At 39.1% G+C, this 19,936-nt stretch carries 17 protein-coding genes; 15 read left to right on the top strand and 2 right to left on the bottom strand.

From position 1 onward, the window contains the following. Positions 1–5 precede the first annotated feature (5 nt). From MF646_RS06730 to MF646_RS06680, 11 genes are all read left to right on the top strand, one after another. Complete coding sequence (locus MF646_RS06730) at positions 6–656, top strand: bifunctional 4-hydroxy-2-oxoglutarate aldolase/2-dehydro-3-deoxy-phosphogluconate aldolase (protein ID WP_250095727.1); 651 nt, start codon at positions 6–8, stop codon at positions 654–656. Positions 657–658: 2 nt separating this feature from the next. Further along, positions 659–1,681 carry a 2-dehydro-3-deoxygalactonokinase gene (locus MF646_RS06725; protein ID WP_250095726.1) on the top strand — a complete coding sequence of 341 codons (1,023 nt, stop codon included), beginning with the start codon at positions 659–661 and terminating at the stop codon, positions 1,679–1,681. Continuing rightward, the gene (gene dgoD, locus MF646_RS06720) at positions 1,678–2,826 is read left to right on the top strand and encodes a galactonate dehydratase (protein ID WP_250095725.1); all 1,149 of its coding nucleotides are present in this window, start codon (positions 1,678–1,680) and stop codon (positions 2,824–2,826) included. The genes MF646_RS06725 and dgoD overlap by 4 nt, the downstream gene beginning before the upstream one ends. A 363-nt stretch (positions 2,827–3,189) precedes the next feature. Then, on the top strand, positions 3,190–4,452 hold the full coding sequence (locus MF646_RS06715; protein WP_250095724.1) for an ABC transporter substrate-binding protein: 1,263 nt from the start codon (positions 3,190–3,192) through the stop codon (positions 4,450–4,452). A gap of 69 nt (positions 4,453–4,521) precedes the next feature. Then, positions 4,522–5,478, top strand: coding sequence for a carbohydrate ABC transporter permease (locus tag MF646_RS06710; RefSeq protein WP_250095723.1), 957 nt, complete (start codon positions 4,522–4,524; stop codon positions 5,476–5,478). Then, positions 5,448–6,281: a carbohydrate ABC transporter permease gene (locus tag MF646_RS06705; RefSeq protein ID WP_250095722.1), complete on the top strand. Its 834-nt coding sequence runs from the start codon at positions 5,448–5,450 to the stop codon at positions 6,279–6,281. Before MF646_RS06710 ends, MF646_RS06705 begins: the two co-directional genes overlap by 31 nt. Positions 6,282–6,293: 12 nt before the next feature. Continuing rightward, positions 6,294–8,048, top strand: a complete 1,755-nt coding sequence (locus tag MF646_RS06700; protein WP_250095721.1) for a glycoside hydrolase family 2 protein — start codon at positions 6,294–6,296, stop codon at positions 8,046–8,048. A 105-nt stretch (positions 8,049–8,153) separates the two neighbouring features. Beyond that, complete coding sequence (locus MF646_RS06695) at positions 8,154–9,179, top strand: family 43 glycosylhydrolase (protein ID WP_250095720.1); 1,026 nt, start codon at positions 8,154–8,156, stop codon at positions 9,177–9,179. A 141-nt stretch (positions 9,180–9,320) separates the two neighbouring features. Further along, positions 9,321–10,544, top strand: coding sequence for an ROK family transcriptional regulator (locus MF646_RS06690; protein WP_250095719.1), 1,224 nt, complete (start codon positions 9,321–9,323; stop codon positions 10,542–10,544). A 91-nt stretch (positions 10,545–10,635) separates the two neighbouring features. Continuing rightward, positions 10,636–11,682 (top strand): aldose epimerase family protein, encoded by a 1,047-nt coding sequence (locus tag MF646_RS06685; RefSeq protein ID WP_250095718.1) that lies wholly within the window; start codon positions 10,636–10,638, stop codon positions 11,680–11,682. A 311-nt stretch (positions 11,683–11,993) separates the two neighbouring features. Further along, positions 11,994–13,502 (top strand): glycine betaine uptake BCCT transporter, encoded by a 1,509-nt coding sequence (locus tag MF646_RS06680; RefSeq protein WP_338035473.1) that lies wholly within the window; start codon positions 11,994–11,996, stop codon positions 13,500–13,502. Between the two features lie 124 nt (positions 13,503–13,626). Here MF646_RS06680 and MF646_RS06675 read toward each other — a convergent pair whose 3' ends face one another. Further along, the gene (locus MF646_RS06675; RefSeq protein ID WP_250095717.1) at positions 13,627–13,821 is read right to left on the bottom strand and encodes a hypothetical protein; all 195 of its coding nucleotides are present in this window, start codon (positions 13,819–13,821) and stop codon (positions 13,627–13,629) included. 288 nt (positions 13,822–14,109) lie between these two features. Between MF646_RS06675 and MF646_RS06670 the strand changes: the two genes are divergently transcribed. Further along, a complete protein-coding gene (locus MF646_RS06670; protein WP_250095716.1) occupies positions 14,110–15,585 on the top strand; it encodes a DNA polymerase V family protein in 1,476 nt (491 codons plus the stop codon). Positions 15,586–15,962: 377 nt separating this feature from the next. Beyond that, on the top strand, positions 15,963–16,649 hold the full coding sequence (locus MF646_RS06665) for a response regulator transcription factor (protein WP_250095715.1): 687 nt from the start codon (positions 15,963–15,965) through the stop codon (positions 16,647–16,649). A 58-nt stretch (positions 16,650–16,707) separates the two neighbouring features. Here MF646_RS06665 and MF646_RS06660 read toward each other — a convergent pair whose 3' ends face one another. After that, positions 16,708–17,307, bottom strand: coding sequence for a CBO0543 family protein (locus MF646_RS06660; protein WP_250095714.1), 600 nt, complete (start codon positions 17,305–17,307; stop codon positions 16,708–16,710). 959 nt (positions 17,308–18,266) lie between these two features. On the opposite strand from MF646_RS06660, the gene MF646_RS06655 reads away from it, so the two are divergent. Next, entirely contained in the window at positions 18,267–19,223 is a 957-nt protein-coding gene (locus tag MF646_RS06655; protein WP_250095713.1) for a C40 family peptidase, read from the top strand. 347 nt (positions 19,224–19,570) lie between these two features. Continuing rightward, the gene (locus MF646_RS06650) at positions 19,571–19,837 is read left to right on the top strand and encodes a YkvA family protein (protein ID WP_338035478.1); all 267 of its coding nucleotides are present in this window, start codon (positions 19,571–19,573) and stop codon (positions 19,835–19,837) included. Positions 19,838–19,936: the final 99 nt, after the last annotated feature.

Genomic DNA, 19,936 nt, shown 5'->3' with positions numbered 1-19,936 from the left:
GGACAATGAGCGAAGCTATTCAAAAGATTATCGATGAAAAGTTAATAGCAATTATACGAATTGAAGATACGAATTCGATTGAGCAAGTTGTGACGAGTTTATACAAAGGGGGAATTCAAATTGTTGAAGTGACTATGAATACCCCTGGGGCTTTAGAGGCGATTGGGAGAATAAAATCCTTGTTTCCTGATCTTCTTGTAGGTGCTGGAACTGTGCTAGACTCAGAGACTGCACAGTCTGCGATTTCTGCCGGGGCAAATTTTCTCCTTTCTCCTACTTTAGATAAAGCGACAATACGAACTGGCAATCGATACGGAGTCCCTGTTATCCCAGGTGTGATGACTCCGACTGAAGCACTAAAAGCGTATGAGTATGGAGCGCAAATGGTAAAGGTCTTTCCGGTGCGGTCACTTGACCCTTGTTTTGCGAAGGACCTTTTAGTCCCGCTGCCGTTTTTGAAGCTGATGGCTGTTGGTGGAATCTCGGAATCTAACACTGAAGACTATTTGAATTCTGGCTGGCATGCCGTCGGAATTGGAGGACAGCTTGTTAACGCACAGTTAATAAGAGATCGAGACTTTGTTGAAATTGAAAAACGGGCAAGGCGGTTTGTAGAGCGAAAAAATAACACCTGCTCTTTTAAGGGTGGTGAATGACAGTGTATGTAATATTAATCGATTCAGGTACGACAAATACTAGAATTCGACTTGTTTCTTATGACTATCATGTTGTTGATGCTATAAAACTAAAGGTTGGGGTGCGGAATTCTGCAATTGATGGCCGTAACGACCGGTTGAAAAGAGAGATTCATAGCGGGATTAAGGAGATTATTAATAAAAATCAACTAACGCCTAAACAAGTTACATTTATAGTGGCTTCAGGTATGATCACGTCGAATTTAGGTCTTTATGAAGTTCCGCATATTACTGCACCAGCAAAAATAAACGATTTCATAAAAAACGCTAAAGTGATCCAATCTAATGAGTTTCTCCAAATCCCTTGTCTGTTCATCCCGGGTTTGAAAAATCAAGCGAATGAGCTTTTTATTGATTCCTTACAAGACATAGATGAGATGGATGTTATGCGCGGTGAAGAAGTAGAAGCTCTAGGGCTGTTAAAGCAGTTATCACCTAAAGGGAAGGGGATTATGGTATTACCTGGATCCCATACAAAGTATTTATTAATCGATGAGAATCAATCTTTTCTATCTTCTTGCACAACATTAGGAGGTGAAGTAATCCAAGCTATTCGTTCGAATACGATTCTATCGAGTTCATTGGGTGAGAGACTGCTAGAAACTGTTGACCTTACTTCATTGTTAGCTGGATTTCGTTCTGCCAAGAAAGTAGGCTTAACCAGAAGTTTTTTTCACATTCGATTATTACAGCTTTCCTCCAACCTAACGGAAAATGAACGGGCGAATTACTATGTCGGGGCAGTGCTGCAAAGTGATATCGCTGCACTTGATTCGTTCATAAAAGATAGACATGAAATCGATTGGATGATTGTCGGAGGAGCAAGTCCTCTAAGAAGGGCTTTTGTCCACGTATTGAAAACGGAATATAGGGAAATAGACATCATCGAAGCAGATGACAGTCAGGCAGAGCTTTCTCTCGTTCACGGTGCAATGGAATTAGGGAAGAATTATTTTGAAATGATCGAAGGAGGAGCGCCAAGATGAAAATAGTGGGATACGAGTTGTTCCAGGTACCGCCTAGGTGGTTATTTTTAAAAATAGAGACAAGTGAAGGGATCGTTGGATGGGGAGAGCCGGTTGTTGAAGGAAGGGCCCATACAGTAAAAGCTGCTGTTGAGGAATTAATGGAGTATCTGATCGGCAAGGATCCACTAAGAATTGAAGATCATTGGAATATGCTATACCGTTCAGGCTTTTATAGAGGTGGGCCTATTCTCATGAGTGCTTTAGCTGGGATCGATCAAGCACTTTGGGATATAAAAGGGAAATTTTATAATGCCCCTGTCTATCAGTTGATGGGTGGTGCATGCAGAGATTCGATTCGTGTCTACTCATGGATCGGAGGTGACCGACCGTCCGATGTTGGAATAGCTGCAAAGAAAGTAGTAGAAGCTGGCTTTACCGCAGTAAAAATGAACGGAACAGAAGAGCTTCAATATGTCGATTCTTATAAGAAAATAGACGAAACTGTAGAGCGTATTGCAGCGGTAAGGGCTGCAGTAGGGAATGATGTAGGCATTGGGATTGACTTTCATGGCAGGGTGCATAAACCGATGGCGAAAATTTTAGCGAAAGAATTAGAGCCTTATCGTCCGATGTTCATCGAAGAACCGGTCTTAACGGAAAACAATGAAGCATTAAAGGAAATTGCTCAATGTACACATATACCTATTGCGACGGGAGAGCGCATGTTTTCAAGGTGGGATTTTAAAGGCATTCTAGCAGACGGCTATGTTGATATTATTCAACCAGACTTGTCACATGCTGGTGGAATTACCGAAACGAAAAAAATCGCCTCAATGGCTGAAGCTTATGATGTTGCATTGGCACCGCACTGTCCTTTAGGTCCTATTGCATTAGCATCGTGCTTGCAAGTTGACGCTACATCGCATAATGCCTTTATTCAAGAACAAAGTTTAGGCATTCATTACAACAAAGAAAATGATATTCTTGATTATATTAAAGACAGAAGTGTATTTGATTACGAAGATGGGTATGTGAAAATCCCATCAGGACCAGGTCTAGGAATTGAAATTGATGAAGAATATGTCCGAGAAAGAGCTAAAGAAGGGCATAATTGGAAGAACCCAGTTTGGCGTCATAAGGATGGGAGTATAGCAGAATGGTAGTATTTCTGCTTGTAAATGAAAAAATCTGCTATTGCCTTTAGGAAATAGTGGGTTTTTTTGTGTTCGGACAGAAAAAGCATGTTTTTGGACAGTGAATAAAAAATTTCCTCAAATCTTCCGAGTAAATTGCAATTATTTTTATAGCTAGATAGAATAAAAAAAATATAATAATAGATAGGTTTTGATATTAAATTAATTTAATTAATTCACGAACTAGACCTAAATGCACGATGTATTAGGGATAAATACTGTATATACAAGGCTAAAAACCAGTTGACAGCGTTTGCAGATAGGTATATTATGATTATAAATTAAATTAATTAACTAATTTGATTTGGTTCTTCAAATAAAGGGGGAATAGTAATGAAAAGGTTTTTTTGTGGAAAGTTATTGATCATTCTTTTATTAGTAGGGTTAGTTGCTTGTGGTAATAACGAGGGCTCAGGCACAGCTGGTGAAGATACTAAAAGTGCTGCAGGAGGAGAACAGATCACGTTATGGGTTCCTTTCTCCGGTCCGGATGGTCCGAAAATGCAGGAGATTGTCAATGCATTTAACGACTCTCAAGATGAATTCTCTGTAAACTATCAAGTGGTTCCGCAGTCTGAGTACTATACGACAATTGATTTAACGTTAAACGACAATCGTAATGTACCTGATTTAATGGTTATGCATGGTAATCAAATTCTTACTTATGTGGAAAATGACCTTTTGAAAAATTTAGATGATATTACTGGTGAAACAGTTAATCTAGAAGATTATAACGAGAATGCAGTAGAAGGTGCGATGGTTGATGGAGAACTATACGGGATTCCGCTAGATATTCACCCGTTAATGTTCTATTGGAACAAAGATCTATTTGAAGCAGCAGGTCTAGATCCAGATGTACCACCAACAAATCGTGAAGAGTTCGTAGAGTTTGCGCAAAAGTTAACGGATGGCAATGGTCAATATGGTTATGTTGTACCAACTTTATGGCCACAACAATTTATTATGCCGACAATCGTCTATCAAAATGGCGGTAAGTTATTTGATGAAGGTCAAGTGCTTTATGATTCAGAAGAAGTAGTAGAAGCATTAGAGTTCCAACGTTCTTTAATTACTGAGTATGGTGTATCACCTTCTGATGTTCAACAAGATGGAGAAGTTACTCTATTCTTACAAGGGAAAAATGCCATGCATATGAACGGCCCATGGATGTTACAACAATGGGAAGATTCAGGCATGAACTTTGGTGTAGCACCGGTTCCTATGCTTGGTACAAAGCAGCAAGCTGTTTTTGGAAACTCCCATAACTTTGTTGTTCCAGAAGTAGTAGGAGAAGAAAAGCACGAAGCGATTAAGCAATTCTTAAGTTTTACAGCTGAAAATGGGATGGCTTGGGCTGAGTCTGGCCAAGCACCTGCTTCAAAAGCAGTGTATGAAAGTGCTGAGTTTCAAGAAATGAAGCAACAGCCTGAGGTGGCAAAGCAGTTTGATTACACGCAATTCTCACCTCGAGTTCGTAACTGGGGACAATTATCAGACCCTCTAATGGAAGCGGTTAATGAAGTGCTTCTTGGACAAAAAGAGCCGAGAGAAGCTTTGGAAGAAGCAACAAATCGAGCTCAGCAACGACTTAACTAAAAATGGGAGCAGGGTTATCCTGCTCTTTCCTTTTAAACATACGAAAGATTAATGAAAAGGAGGGATTGGATGAAAAACTCAAAACTGTCAAAATTGACCTCGTTCTTGTTTGTTTTACCTTATTTTGTGATGTTTGTTTGCTTTCTCTTAATTCCAATCATTTATGGATTATATATTAGTTTTCATAGTTGGGATTTGCTTTCGAAAGATCGACCTTTCGTAGGATTACAAAACTATATTGCTATTTTTGATCCTGGTACTCATCTTAACTCTGTTTTCTTTAATGGGTTATTTAATACATTTAAGTTTGTTATCTTTTCTGTTCCATTATTAGTTGTCATTGGATTGTTATTAGCGCTTTTAGTGACAAACTTACCGAAAAAAGTGCAAGGATTTTTCAGAACGGTTTACTTTATACCATATGTTGTGTCTGTATCGGTTATCGCGATTGTATGGCTATGGCTTTTAGATACAAACTCTGGTCTGATTAATGAATATTTGAGTGTATTAGGTCTTGACCCGATCCCGTGGCTGACAAGAATTCCTTATGCATGGATTTCGATTGTCGTTGCTACGCTTTGGTGGACGATTGGATTTAATATGATTCTGTTTATAAATGCGCTAAATGAAGTTCCTGAAGAATTATACGAATCAGCCTCAATTGATGGCGCTAGTTCATGGAAGAAATTGATTCATATCACATTGCCAACGATTCGACCTGTGATGCTATTTGTATTCATTACATCAACGATTGCGTCATTTAATGTGTATGGTCAGCCGTACTTAATGACAAGGGGCGGCCCTGGGAATCAAACAGAGGTTTTACTTATGAGTATTGTTAATGAAGCCTTTTCTCAGCGTCAATTAGGATCAGCTTCGGCTATGGCGATTTTAATGGCACTTATTATGATTACGATTTCAGTGATTCAATTTAGAATCAACCGCGCAAGTGAAGAAGGAAAGTTCAAACGAAAAGGTAAGAAAGGAGTGGGAGCATGGACAAAAAGAAAAAATCAATCCTTCTAGTTAGTATAGCTGTAGTGATAGCGATCCTCTTCTTAATGCCTTTATTCTGGATGCTTTCCACTTCTTTTAAAACAGATACTGAAGCATTAACAGGTGGATTAAACTGGATTCCGCAAAACTTTACGATTGAAAATTACACATATACGTTATTAGGCGAAGGCTTGAATGTTCCGGTTATAAGATGGATGTTTAACTCGATTTTCGCTGGTCTTGTTGGAACGATGATCATTGTTTCAATTGATGCAATGGCAGCTTACGGGTTGGCGCGGTTAGATGTTCCATTTAAAAAGTACCTTTTCCCGTTATTTGTTAGTACGTTAATGATTCCGTTTGTGATCACGTTTTTACCAATGTACATGCAATTTAGCAATCTAGGACTTTTAAATACGTATGCAGCTTTGATCTTGCCATATACAGCTAATGCGTTTGGAGTGTTCTTGCTTTATCAATTCTTTAAGACATTCCCGAAAGAGCTTGAAGAAGCAGCGAAATTGGACGGAGCGAACAAATGGCAAATTTTTATTCGTATTGTCGTTCCTTCGGCTAAACCGATTTTATGGACGTTGTCTATTTTCTCTTTCATGATGATTTACAACGATTTCTTATGGCCGCTCGTTGCGACAAGTTCTCCAGAAATGAGAACGATCGCTACAGGGATCGCGGTTATGCAGCAAGGAAGCTTCGTTTCATCATACGGAAAATTAATGGCGTTAACGTCGATTGCAACGATTCCAGCAGTGATCGTGTTTATCATTGGACAGCGCTATTTCATTAAAGGTGTTACACAATCTGGTATTAAGTAAGGAGAGATAAACATGAGTACAATACGAAACGAATATCCACGCCCTCAGTTTGTGCGTCAGGAATGGTTAAATTTAAATGGTGAGTGGGATTTTGCTTTTGACGACGAGAACTGTGGCTTAAAAGAGAAATGGTATAAAGAATTTCCACAATCAATGAAAATCGTAGTTCCATTTGCTTATCAAACAGAGAAAAGCGGGATTAATGATCATAGCTTTCATGATGTGGTTTGGTATCGCAGAACCTTTACAGTAAGTGAAGATTGGTTAGATCAAGAGTTGATTCTTCACTTTGGAGCAGTTGACTATAAATCTTGGGTTTATATTAACGGGGAGCTTGTGACGTTCCATGAAGGGGGAAATACACCGTTCTCAGCAAATATCACACCACACTATAACAAAGATGGTGAAAATGACATTGTTGTACGAGTGGAAGACCCGTCCGAAGATGTGACGATCCCAAGAGGGAAGCAATATTGGCATGAGCAATCTGCATCGATTTTTTATACAAGAACAACAGGAATCTGGCAGCCGGTTTGGCTTGAGCCAATTTCTGAGAAAAAAATTGAAGGCGTACGCTTTACACCGGATATTGATCGAGGAGATATTATTGTCGAATACGATGTACCAAAAGATACGTCATTGACGATTAAAACAACGATCTCTTTTGGTGATCAAGTTCTTGTAGAAGAAGAATCAAAAGTACTAGAATCATATATTAAACGAAGCTATAATTTGCGCAATCGCTTTACGGATCGAAGCAATGTTCATGATGATGGCTGGTATTGGACGCCAGAAAATCCGAATTTATTTGACGTCAATATTAAGCTAGTAAGTGAAGGTGTAGTGCTAGACTCGGTTGATACGTATTTTGGAATGAGAAAGGTCTCGATTGAAAATGGAAAGTTCAAGCTTAACAACAAGCCTTACTTCCAAAAGCTCGTGCTTGATCAAGGGTACTTCCCAGGTGCGTTATTAACAGCTCCGACAGATGATGATCTAAAGAAGGATATCATCGTATCAAAGGAAATGGGCTTTAACGGCGCGAGAAAGCACCAAAAAGTCGAAGATCCACGTTATTTATACTGGGCTGATAAACTAGGATTTTTAGTTTGGGGCGAGATGGCGAACTGTTCGGAGTATAGTGAAGAAGCCGTCCGCCGAATGGTGACGGAGTGGGTCGATGTTGTCAAACGTGATTACAACCATCCAAGTTTAATCGTTTGGGTGCCTCTAAACGAAAGTTGGGGAATCTCGCGTGTTGCTTATGAAAAACAACAGCAAGATCACGCAACATCAATGTACTATTTAACAAAATCGATTGATACGACACGTCCTGTTCTTTCAAATGAAGGATGGGAGCACACGATTTCTGATATTTGTGGAATCCATAACTATAACTCTGCTGAGCATATTAAAAAATCATATGAAACGGTTGAGAGTGCGATCAATACAGAACCGGCAAACCGAGTCATCTACGCAGAAGGCTATGAATACCGCGGGGAGCCAATTCTTATTACAGAATATGGCGGAATTGCCTATCAAGTGGATGAGCAAGATGGCTGGGGCTATTCATCGGTTAAGTCAAGTGAGGACCTGATTGAGGAATACCGCAAAGTTACCGAGGCAATCTATCATTCTGATATTTTACAAGGGTTTTGCTATACGCAGTTAACCGATGTTGAACAAGAAATTAATGGGCTGTTAACGTACAACCGCGAACCGAAGTGCGACTTAGCTAAAATCAAAGAGATTAATGATCAAAAATAATGACAATCAAGCGCCTTGTGCAATGATAGTACGAAAAAGGGAAAAACGTCCTTTTTCGTACTATCTGCAGGGCGTTTCTTTATAACAGAGGGAAGGGGTACTATAATGAAAAAGTGGTTTTTATTATTTGTACTTGGAGGTTTACTCATGACAGGCTGCCAATCTAAAGAAGAAAAAACATTTCAAAATCCAGTATTTGAACCGGTTATTGCCGATCCTTCGATTGTTCATGCGCACGATGGATACTTTTATGTGTACGGGACAGAGGATCATTTTGGAGATGAACGAGGTCAACCTTTGATTCCGATCATAAGATCAAAGGATTTAGTCGAGTGGGAGTATGTCGGAGAGGCACTAGAAGCGAAGCCGGAGTGGAAGGACCAGGGCTTCTTATGGGCGCCTGATATTGTTCATCGCAATGATAAGTATTATATATATTATGCTGTTTCAACGTGGGGGGACCCAGACCCTGGAATCGGGATTGCAATTTCTGAGAACCCAGAAGGACCGTTTGAGGATCTTGGAAAATTATTTACAAGTTCAGAAATCGATGTTCGAAATTCGATTGACCCAATGTTTTACGAGCATGACGGGAAGAACTATCTATTTTGGGGCAGCTTCCATGGTATTTATGGGGTTGAGCTAAGTGAGGATGGACTTGAAGTAACAGGGGAAAAGTTTAGAGTAGCAGGGAATGCCTTTGAAGCCCCTTATATTATTGAGCGAGATGGGTACTTTTACTTTTTTGCATCACTTGGTTCATGTTGTGAAGGGTTGAATAGTAAATATCGAGTCGCTGTCGGAAGAGCTGAATCAATCGAAGGACCTTATCTCGATAAGGACGGAAACGATCTCCTTGATTCGGAAGGAACACTTATTTTAAAAGGTGAGCCAGCAGAAGATAGTGAGTCAGTGTTTGTTGGTCCAGGACACAATGCCATCGTTACTGATGATGAAGGTACGGATTGGATTGTATACCATGCAATTGAACGTGACAAACCTTATTTGCCACTCGGAGCGACGAGACGACCGTTAATGATTGATCCAATTATTTGGGAAGATGGCTGGCCGACAATTGAAGGCTCAATCCCAAGCAGTGAGCCTCAGAAAGCACCTGTTTTTAACGATTAAGCTGGTAGAAAGTTATGGTTTTAGCAGGCTAACTTATTGACCAACCTTATGTAATATATGATACTTAAGTTAATTAAACAATTTAATTAATGAGTCGGAAGAAATAGTTCAAATGTGAATCTAAATTGAAGGCGGATGGATATGGTTTATAAAACAGGTAGTTTCGAAGGGATGAAGTCACTTAATCAATCAACAATACTAAATTTAATACGTTTAAAAGGCCCAATTTCGAGAGCGGAAATTGCCAAAATTACGAAATTAACCCCGCCTACCGTTGGAGGGCTAGTGAATGAGCTGGTAGAAAAAAATCTCATTATTGAACAAGAGGCCAGTAAATCAAACGTCGGTGGCAGACGACCGATCATGCTAAGTATTAATTCCTCTGCTTATTTTGTGATCGGAGTCTATGCGGCAGGAGAAGTGATTCGGGTCGTCACTGCAACGCTTGATGGGAAAATCACATTTGATTACGTTCAAAAAATAACAACTTTACCGACAAAGAGTGAGTTTCTTTCTATGGTCAAAGAAAGCATCCATTATGTACTCACAGAACATGAGGTAGATAAGAAATACATTCTTGGGTTAGGTGTAGCTATGCATGGGTTGGTGAATCCAGATAAGGGAGTGGCGATTTTCTCGCCTCACCTGCAGCTTCGTGACGTCCCATTAAAGGATGAACTAGAAAATGAATTTAACATTCCCGTTATGGTAGAGAATGACGTCCGGGCTTTAGTCATTGCAGAAAACTGGTTTGGCCAAGGGCAAGGCGTTTCTGATTTTCTCTGTTTAAGTGTCGGCCGCGGGGTTGGTTCTGGCATTTTTATTAATAATGAAGTGTATCGAAGTTCATTTAATACAGCAGGAGAAATTGGGCATACGATTGTAGATGTTAACGGACCATTATGCCGCTGCGGGAACAGAGGGTGTTTGGAAGCATGTGCTTCAGAAACGTCTATTTTAGAACGTGCGCAAGAGGCAATCGAGTCAGGCACGGAGACGGTCTTGGTGGACTGGACGAATGGGGATAAGTGTATTTTATCAACTGAGTTGGTGTTTAAAGCAGCCAAAGAGGGTGACCAGCTAGCGAGAACGATTTTAGAAGATACAGGTAAATCGCTTGGAATTGCAACGGCGAACATGATCAATATTCTTAAACCATCTAGAATTATATTAGAAGGTCAAATATTTGAAGGGGAAGATAATCTCGTCATTGATTCGCTTCAGCAAATGGTGAATCAATATATCTTAACGAACTCATCTGAGGATATTAAAGTGGTTTGTTCAAAGCTTGGTAAAAAGGGTATGGTCTTAGGCGCGGTTGCACTGATTATCAACAAAGTCTTTATGCCTGGCGGGGTAAATTAGTATGATTAGCGGCTTGTGGGAGCAGGCCGCCTTTTTTTAAGTTGATAATAAATTAAATTAATTAATTTAATTATTTGGGAGGAGTTTTTTTATGAGAGTGATGAAAGAGTTTTTTGGTAAGTTAAATGGGAAAGAGGTAACATCCTTTATTCTTCGTAACAGCAAAGGAATGGAGATGACGTGTCTAAACTATGGAGGAATTATCACAAGACTTTTAACGCCAGACTGCGAAGGAAAAGTAGAGGATGTTGTGCTAGGATTTGATAATGTTGAAGACTATGAGCATCACTCTCCTTATTTTGGAGCAATTGTCGGTCGTTTTGCAGGAAGAATAAGTGGTGCAGAGTTTGAATTAGACGGAAAGAGCTATCGTTTGCTGAAAAATGACGGGGAAAATCATTTACATGGAGGGAACGAAGGGTTTAGCCATGTGATTTGGGAGGCTGAGACATTTGAAGCTGAAGATCGAGTGGGAGTGACATTCAGCTACTTAAGTAAGGACGGCGAAGAAGGGTATCCAGGAAATCTCGATGTGAGTGTCACATATACGCTGACAGAGGAGAATGAGCTTCTTATAGATTATTCAGCAACAAGTGATCAAACAACGATTGTGAACTTAACGAATCATACGTATTTTAATTTAAGCGGCGATTTGAAAGAAGATATTCTAGACCATACACTTACAATTAATAGTAGTGAGTTTCTAGAGCTTAAGCCGGATCTTATGCCAACGGGTGAAAAGCTCCGTGTCGATGATACACCATTTGACTTTAGAAATGGAAGAAAAATTAGTGATGGTGCTGTGTCGGAATATGAGCAAAATATCTTGGCTGGGAGAGGCTATGATCATCCGTTTATGTTAAATGCCAATAATAATAAAGAGATTAAGTTAAAAGATGACAAGAGTGGTCGTGTGCTCGTTATCGAGACGGATGAGCCTTGTGTTGTTTTGTACACAGGCACTCAGATTGAGGATAATTATGAAGTGAAAGGTGTTCAAGCACGAAAGTATTTAGGACTATGCTTGGAAACGCAAGGAGCACCAGATTCAATTAATCAGCCACATTTTCCTTCGCCGGTACTACGGGCAGGAGAGCGGTATGAGACGCGTACGCGGTATGCGTTTGGTGTCGAGTAAAAGGTATGTTGATAATGACGGAAGCCTGCTATTGCTTTGGTGATAGCAGGCTTTTTAGTGCCCTCCTTTTTACACGTTGTGGGGGTTCGGACAGAAAAAGTCGTACGTTTGGACAGTATAAATCAATAATTGGACAGTAAATCAAAATTCCAACACATGAAAGTAGATAATTTCTAAGGAAGAGAAGCGGAATCCCCGCTTCTTTTCTATATTTTGGATTAATTGAATGAATGATGTTATAAGGTATGGAGAAAACTACCTTCAGTATCTTACGCAGTCATTAAGTCGTTTTTTAGAAGGGAGAACGTAAGGTGAAAAAAGAGATGGGTGTTTTTTATGTTTCAGTTTCCATACTTTTAGTCCTTGTTCTTATTGGGGTACTGGTTCCTGATGCTTTAGAACAAGTTACAGCTAATGTTCAAGTTTTTATAACCGAAGCGTTTGGGTGGTATTATCTCATTGTCGTAACGTTGTTCACGATTGTCTGTTTGTTCTTTTTAATAAGCCCAGTGGGGAGAATTAAATTGGGGAAACAGGACAGTAAGCCGGAATTTTCAAGACCTACTTGGTTTGCGATGCTGTTTAGTGCTGGGATGGGGATTGGGCTTGTGTTCTGGGGTGCGGCAGAACCGATAAGTCATTATGCTGTAGATTCTCCAACAGGACAAGTTGGAACAGAGGTGGCAATACGAGATGCGATGCGGTTTACTTATTTTCATTGGGGATTGCATGCGTGGGCAATTTACGGGATCGTTGCATTAGTTTTAGCTTATTTTAATTTCAGGCACGGAGAGCGTGGGTTAATTAGTGCCACGTTAAAGCCGATTTTTGGTGACAATGTGAATGGCATTACAGGAAAAGTGATTGATGTGATTGCCGTGCTTGCTACGGTTAGCGGTGTAGCAACGACACTGGGATTTGGTGCAGTACAGATTAATGGTGGATTGTCATTTCTATTTAACATTCCGGTTAATATTCTTGTTCAATTTATCATCATCTTAGTTGTGACGGTCTTATTTATGATTTCAGCATGGACTGGCTTAAAAAAGGGGATCAAGATTTTAAGTAATGTGAACATGGGGCTTGCGGTACTCATATTTTTAATGATGTTTATTGTTGGACCTACTTTATTTATATTAGAGTTATTCACCCATTCTATTGGAACTTATCTTCAAAATTTGCCGGCGATGAGTTTTCGAATTTCCCCCTCAGATCCGGATTTGCGTGCATGGATTGATGGTTGGACGGTTTTCTTTTGGGCTTGGTGGATTGCTTGGTCGCCTTTTGTTGGAATTTTTATTGCGCGTGTTTCAAAAGGGCGCTCGATTCGAGAGTTTGTCTTTGGGGTTTTGTTCGTTCCGTCACTTGTTGGATTTTTATGGTTTTCAACATTTGGCGGTACAGCAATTATGCTCGAGCATGACGGAATCGCAGCTATTTCAGAACTAGCGGTAGAAGAGTCCTTGTTCGCAGTGTTCTCCTATTTTCCATTAGGATTTTTGGCATCAATTTTAGCGATGATACTGATCAGTACATTTTTTATTACCTCAGCCGATTCAGGAACATATGTGTTAGGGATGATGACAACAAACGGCTCTCATACCCCAGGTACTCGGATCAAGTTGATTTGGGGAGCGATGCTTTCTGCTACAGCTCTTGTCCTATTATATACAGGCGGACTTCAAGCGTTGCAGAATACGATGATTGCAGCAGCACTGCCATTTTCCGTTATTATGGCATTAATGGTCATTAGCTTTTTGAAAGCTTTGTATAAAGAAGCTGCGGAGCTTGGGATTGGGCAGATTAGGAAGCAGAGATGATAGAAGAGAGGTGGTGTCTCAAAGGTCTTTTTTTGACCTTTTGAAACACCTTTTTTTTTAGGTGATGGGACAGTTTGAACAGATAACTGTGTAAATTGGATGGAATCAATGGGAGGCACCTTAGTTATAAATTGATCTCCGTAATGTCTGTGATCAAATCGTAGAATACATCCTCTTTTTCAGGGAAATGTTGCTCTTTTAAATACTGGTTAATCTGACTGCCGCTAGGCTTTTCTTCAGACTCAACAATAATTCCTTTAAAAGGGATGTTATATTCTTTTATAATCTCTTCGCCCAGTTGCACGGCCCATGTTTTCATATAGATCGCCTCCTTGTTGAAATTGAATATAGGAAGTTTCCCCTATTTTTAAATATGTATTCTTAAAAAATGTGTCGAGAGTTCATAAAAAGGTCTAAATTCTATCTAATAAAGTTCATAGATTAGTTATATTTCTTCTGTAAAGTGTAGGACAAGCAGTTAAAGATACTGCAAAAAATGACAAAAGGAGGGAGCGACTTATTCGTTTCGACAATACAGTATGAACGTCTGGAACGTAATAGCTAGCCCACCTAAAAAACAATCTTACGCATTAAGGGAGGAAGAAACATGGTGAAAAAGAAAGATATGCAATTGAAAAGGAGAAAAAAATCTAAAAAAGTAGTACCTTTTGTGTTATCTACAGCGATGGTGGCAAGTGCATTTGCTGCTGCGGGTGCACCTGTTTCCGCATCGGAATTAGGAAATAACGAAAAAAACCATGGTGAAATCGTTTCAGAAGTAGCCAAAAGCATTTCAGGATCGCCTGAAAAAGGAAAGATCATGCGAGAGGTTGCAAAAGGTAATTATGAAGTATTAGAGGATTTGCTTAACGAGCATTCGGAAGATGGCTTAGATAATGATAATGACACAGAAGATGAAAATAATGAAGATGACAGCATAGATGAATCGTCTGATGAGGAAGACGAAGTTGAAGAAGCAGATGTTGTAGAAGAAGACGGAAGCGAAGAGGAAGCAAGTGAAGAAGCAGACGTTGTGGAAGAAGAAGGAACAGAAGAGGAAGCAACAGAAGAAGTAGATGTTGTGGAAGAAGGAACAGAAGATGATGAAATTGAAGAAGCAGATGTTGTAAAAGAGGACGGAAGCGAAGAGGAAGCAAGTGAAGAGACAGATGTCGTAGAGGAAGACGGAAGCGAAGAGGAAGCAACTGAAGAAGCAGACGTTGTGGAAGAAGAAGGAACAGAAGAGGAAACAATTGAAGAAGCAGATGTTGTAGAAGAGGATAAGTCTGTTGATGAAGATGTTATTGAAGAAGAATCGGATGTTGAGGTAGTAGAGGAAGAGGTTATTGAAAACATTGATGAGGGCCTAATAAAACATGATGTTGAAAATGCTATCTACGAAAACTATCAAACTATTTTCAATCATTACGATCAGTTAATTCAATATAAAGGTCAATACATCAAGAACCACCTTCAAAACATAGAGCTAGAACCAGTGATTGAAGAAGTAGAAGAAGTAACAACAGTAATCGATGAAGAGGCACTAGAAGTAGAAGAAGGAATCGAAGAGGTAACACCAGTAATTGATGAAGAGGCACTAGAAGTCGAGGAAGGAGTCGAAGAAGTAACACCAGTAATCGATGAAGAGGCACTAGAAGTAGAAGAAGGAATCGAAGAGGTAACACCAGTAATCGATGAAGAGGCACTTGAAGTCGAGGAAGGAATCGAAGAGGTAGAGCCAGTAATCGATGAAGAGGCACTAGAAGTAGAAGAAGGAATCGAAGAGGTAACACCAGTAATTGATGAAGAGGCACTAGAAGTCGAGGAAGGAATCGAAGAGGTAGAGCCAGTAATCGAGGAAGAGGCAACAGAAGTAGAAGAAGGAACAGAAGAGATTGATTCAGTAATTGATGAAGGTACAACAGAAGATGAAGAACCAACGGATGCTAATGCCGGAGTCGAGCTTGGCTCGGAGGCAGAAGCAAATGCTAACGTGCAATATGAAGGTACATTTGATAAGTTGTTTGGCTATTATGAGAGACTGAAAACGGCTTATACAAACTTCCTTTCTTTCTTAAAATAGGCGAGACTAAAAGAGGGACTGTCCTAAAAGTCTGGAACAGAGACGGCAATGGCTCCGTTCGTTACGTGCCTTGTGAGGAGAAACCCACTCCTCTCAAGGCTTTTAAAAGATGTAGCGACTCCGCCCATTGCTTCGGGGGTGTCTCAAAAGGTCAAACATAGGAGGCCACTGAAAAAGGTACGGTTTTGACCTTTTTCAGTGGCCTACAAACATAGACCTTTTGAGGCATCCCCTTTCTTAAATTGGAAAGAAGATAGGACTGAGTTTCAAACTTATGTCCCTTGAAACGTGTTAATTGTTAATGCTACCTTGTATATGTGTAAAAGCTTCTTAGCAAGATTCCAATAGAATAAGAGGAATTAAAGGAGAGGTTTTATTTGCTAAATGTTTTGGTAGCGGATGATGATGATAATATTAGAGGAATTATTGATCATTATTTAAAAAAGCAAAAATATAACGTAGTTGAGGCTGAGAATGGCAGAGATGCACTGGATTTAGCTTTAGAAAAACAATTCGACATGGTCATACTCGATATTTTGATGCCTGAAATGGATGGGTATGATGTTTGTCGTGAAATTAGAAAAGTTTCTAATGTCCCGATTATTATGTTAACCGCAAGCGGGGATGAATTGGATCGAGTTCTTGGTTTGGAGCTAGGAGCTGATGATTACATAATCAAGCCATTTAGTCCAAGAGAATTGGTTGCTAGGATTAAGGCGATTTTAAGAAGAGTGGAACCTTCAAGCAACGAAAATGTCAAAGAACAAAGCTACACATATGATTATGGTGAGTTTAAGATTGATGTGGATCGAAGAGAAGTGATCTATAAAGGTGAGAAAGTGACTTTACGGCCAAAGGAATTTGATTTACTAGTACAATTAGCAAAGACCCCCGGGAATGTATACACACGTGAGACATTACTTGAACATGTTTGGGGATACGACTTTTTAGGTGATATTCGAATTGTTGATGCTCATGTAAAGAAGATTAGAAATAAATTCAAAACAACAGGTTGTGATGTGCTCCGTACGGTTTGGGGCGTCGGTTATAAATTTGAAGTATAAAAACCTTAGAAAGCGCAATGGAGTCAAATGAGCCCATTTGCGCTTTTATATTTCGTCTTTACTTTAAAGTACCCAAGTAGTAACCAGCAAGAAAAATAGTAATAATCAGTATGAAATGGATAAGAAACCATCCTATTTTACCGTACTGTAAATTTTGAATGCTTATTGGTTTTCGTAAATGTTCGGGTATAATTTTTCCACCAATCCATTCAAAAAGTAAGAAATAAATCCACCACCATGTATAAGAGTCCCAAAGATTCCATTTAAAATTGAATTCAATAATACGGGTGTTTGTTAAAAGGAGGGCTTCAAAAAAAACTCCTATATGAATAACGGTCCAATAAAAGGGGATTTTCCACATCCAAAGTTTTGGACTGTACCTAACACAAATCAACACAAGTAACGGAAAACTAGCTGTTATAGCGGTTATAGGCATGGTTGCAAGTTTCGGAAATAGACGGTAAGGATATGAGTAAAATCCCAGTTTCACAAATAATAAGCATAAAATATTTCCCACACTGGCACTTAGTAAAAACAACAACCCGTACCGTTTCCAATCTAATATAAAAAATAGAATTAATCCAATGACTCCAATGATAATGATCCCCAATAGGATAAAGGTTTCTATGTTTGTGCCAACATTAATATAGTGATTCATACACCTCCCCCTTACATAACAATTTAGTATGGATTATTCTACTTTCGTCGTTATATGTTGAAACTTGTATAAAGATGATATCCCGTATTTCAAAAGGGTTAACAAGGCTTTCGTTTTAATTCCTGTAATAGATAAGAATAGTATGGATAAATACATGTTTTGAAATTATCCATGAGGGGGTACTTTTTCTTCCTGATAAATAAAAAATAAGGACCTCTCAATAACCGCTCAGTTACGGGAACCTTAAATGTTGTCATATAAAACAGTACAGAAAAGAGTGATAGCACCCAGATAATTACAGGTTTTTTTAGAAAGAAATAACTAAATAAATACATCTGTAAATAGATCAGCCCTGACCAAATGATATTCCAACCGTATTTAAATCGAATCATTTTTTTCTCCGCTAAAATATACTCAGCGAAACTAGATGCTAATACCCACTTCACCGTATAGATGACCTGATTTATAAACGATCTGGGAAATCGTGATAAGAATAGGAGCACTAAAACAGGAGAGAGAAAAAACGTATGTATTTTTCTTAAAAACCTCCAGTTCATATCTCCAGGTGTGAATTCCCAAAGAAGATTTCTTTTAAAAATATAATAATAAAGAGCATTAATAAAGCTTGTGTACAGCATGCTTTTGTAGTATTTCGAGAGATCCTTCCATGTTCGGAGGTAAAGATTAAGTAATAAAATAATTAGGATTAATGCAATCTGTTTATGCCTTTGTCTCATTTTGTCCTCCTAAACGTTAGTGTGTTTATAAGTATCTCTTATCAAATGCCGAATATGTAAATTAATTGGAAAATAATAAATTATGGAGGTTGACAATCATTTACTTGGTAAAATTATGGATAGAACCCAAATAAATAGGGGTACCTCTCCCTCTCTAATCGCGTTATGATGAGTCTCGTTGAAAGAAAGCAGACAAATCTACCTTTAGGAGTGTGTTGTTCATTGAAAAAATACGTTATCACTGCTGCTATGTTTGGGTTTTTTACTTTCGGTTTATCTGATCACGCATCAGCTAGTGGATTAACATATAATGTCCAATCTGGTGATTCGCTTTGGAGAATAGCAACGACTAATAACCTCACTGTTGATCAGTTAATGCAATACAACAACTTATCATCATCAACGATTCATGTCGGGCAGCAGTTATTTTTAACGGATCAGCGAACAACTACTCCTCAAACGACCACTTATACAGTGAAATCAGGTGACAGTCTTTCTGTCATCGCTAGAGCTCATAATACAACAGTACATGAACTGAAGTCTTTGAATAATTTAACAACCGATTTAATTAGAGTTGGACAAGTTTTGAAGGTATCTGGTACAACAGTAACGCCGATTCCATCTACACCTGCACCTGCACCTGCTTCATCAACTACCTATACAGTACAATCAGGTGATACACTATGGAAAATTGCAACAGCTAACGGTTTAACTGTTCAGCAGCTTAGATCGTTTAACAACCTAACATCAGATACGATTCATGTAGGACAAGTGTTACGATTATCAGCTAATGGTCAGGAAGCAGCTCCTGCTAAAACATTTAATGCCGATTCCTTAATTGCTGAAGCTAGAAAATATATAGGAGTTCCTTATGTATGGGGTGGGAGTACTCCTTCAGGGTTTGACTGCTCTGGCTTCTTGAATTATGTCTATAATAGTCAAGGGATTACATTGCCTAGAACGGTTGCAATGATTTGGAGTGCGACAAAGCCGGTTTCAGCTCCTCAAAAAGGCGATCTAGTATTCTTTGAAACAATCAGTCCAGGAGCTTCTCATGCTGGTATTTACATTGGCAACAATCAATTTATTCACGCCGGATCAAGTACGGGTGTTACGATAGCAGATATGAATAATTCGTATTGGAAACCACGTTATTTAGGGGCGAAGTCGGTACGGTAAGAAGCCTTTTTAGCAAGAGCTGATGAATCATGCTCTTGCTTTTTTTAAAATGCTGTTTTCACATACTTTGTTGTTTTTATGGGTTACGTGTCCTTCACATGTTCGTTCCATTGCGCTCCAGCCACTCGCTTTCCGCGGGGAGGTGCCGAGCCTCCTCGGCTACGCCTGTGGGGTCTCGCCCCTACCTCTGCATCCCGCAGGAGTCGAGTGACTTCCGCTCCATTTCACTACGAGAAAACACATTTCTTCACAGCAACAATCTTTACGAAAACAGCCTTATTAAAAGAAGGTAGGTTTTATGATAACCTAGTTATAGAGATAGAAAGTGGGTGAGATAGTTGCGAAAAGTGCTAAAAAGATTAACATTTATTTTTAAAGTGTGGAGGTTTGCTCCTTTTCTGAAAGATTATTTTTTATCGAAAGAGGTTTCTGTTAGTAAAAAGTGGATTGGAGTGCTGTTGATCATCGGATATGCTCTTTTTCCAATTGACCTCATTCCGGACTTTATCCTGTTTTTTGGGATTCTAGATGACATTGTTATTGCGACATTTATCTTTGAACGCATGGTGAAAATGGCTCCAGATTCATTGAAGGAAAAGTATAAACTTAAATAAATATACGAATTTCAAAAGCCTTGTCAAAAGGCTTTTATTTTTTGAAGAAATTTCAAGAAAAGTGAATCCAAACTCTTACAATATACGTCAAAGGAAGTG

The sequence above is a fragment of the Halalkalibacter alkaliphilus genome (assembly GCF_023555415.1).
GTDB classification, from domain to species: domain Bacteria; phylum Bacillota; class Bacilli; order Bacillales; family Bacillaceae_D; genus Halalkalibacter; species Halalkalibacter alkaliphilus.
Note: the sequence above shows the minus strand (reverse complement) of the source record. Positions and strands in the feature narration are given on the sequence as shown.

Coding starts and splice junctions, on each gene's coding strand:
- MF646_RS06730 (WP_250095727.1), top strand. CDS start 6: ATGAGCGAAGCTATTCAAAAGATTATCGATGAAAAGTTAATAGCAATT.
- dgoD (WP_250095725.1), top strand. CDS start 1,678: ATGAAAATAGTGGGATACGAGTTGTTCCAGGTACCGCCTAGGTGGTTA.
- MF646_RS06715 (WP_250095724.1), top strand. CDS start 3,190: ATGAAAAGGTTTTTTTGTGGAAAGTTATTGATCATTCTTTTATTAGTA.
- MF646_RS06710 (WP_250095723.1), top strand. CDS start 4,522: ATGAAAAACTCAAAACTGTCAAAATTGACCTCGTTCTTGTTTGTTTTA.
- MF646_RS06705 (WP_250095722.1), top strand. CDS start 5,448: ATGGACAAAAAGAAAAAATCAATCCTTCTAGTTAGTATAGCTGTAGTG.
- MF646_RS06700 (WP_250095721.1), top strand. CDS start 6,294: ATGAGTACAATACGAAACGAATATCCACGCCCTCAGTTTGTGCGTCAG.
- MF646_RS06695 (WP_250095720.1), top strand. CDS start 8,154: ATGAAAAAGTGGTTTTTATTATTTGTACTTGGAGGTTTACTCATGACA.
- MF646_RS06690 (WP_250095719.1), top strand. CDS start 9,321: ATGGTTTATAAAACAGGTAGTTTCGAAGGGATGAAGTCACTTAATCAA.
- MF646_RS06685 (WP_250095718.1), top strand. CDS start 10,636: ATGAGAGTGATGAAAGAGTTTTTTGGTAAGTTAAATGGGAAAGAGGTA.
- MF646_RS06675 (WP_250095717.1), bottom strand. CDS start 13,821: ATGAAAACATGGGCCGTGCAACTGGGCGAAGAGATTATAAAAGAATAT.
- MF646_RS06670 (WP_250095716.1), top strand. CDS start 14,110: ATGGTGAAAAAGAAAGATATGCAATTGAAAAGGAGAAAAAAATCTAAA.
- MF646_RS06660 (WP_250095714.1), bottom strand. CDS start 17,307: ATGAATCACTATATTAATGTTGGCACAAACATAGAAACCTTTATCCTA.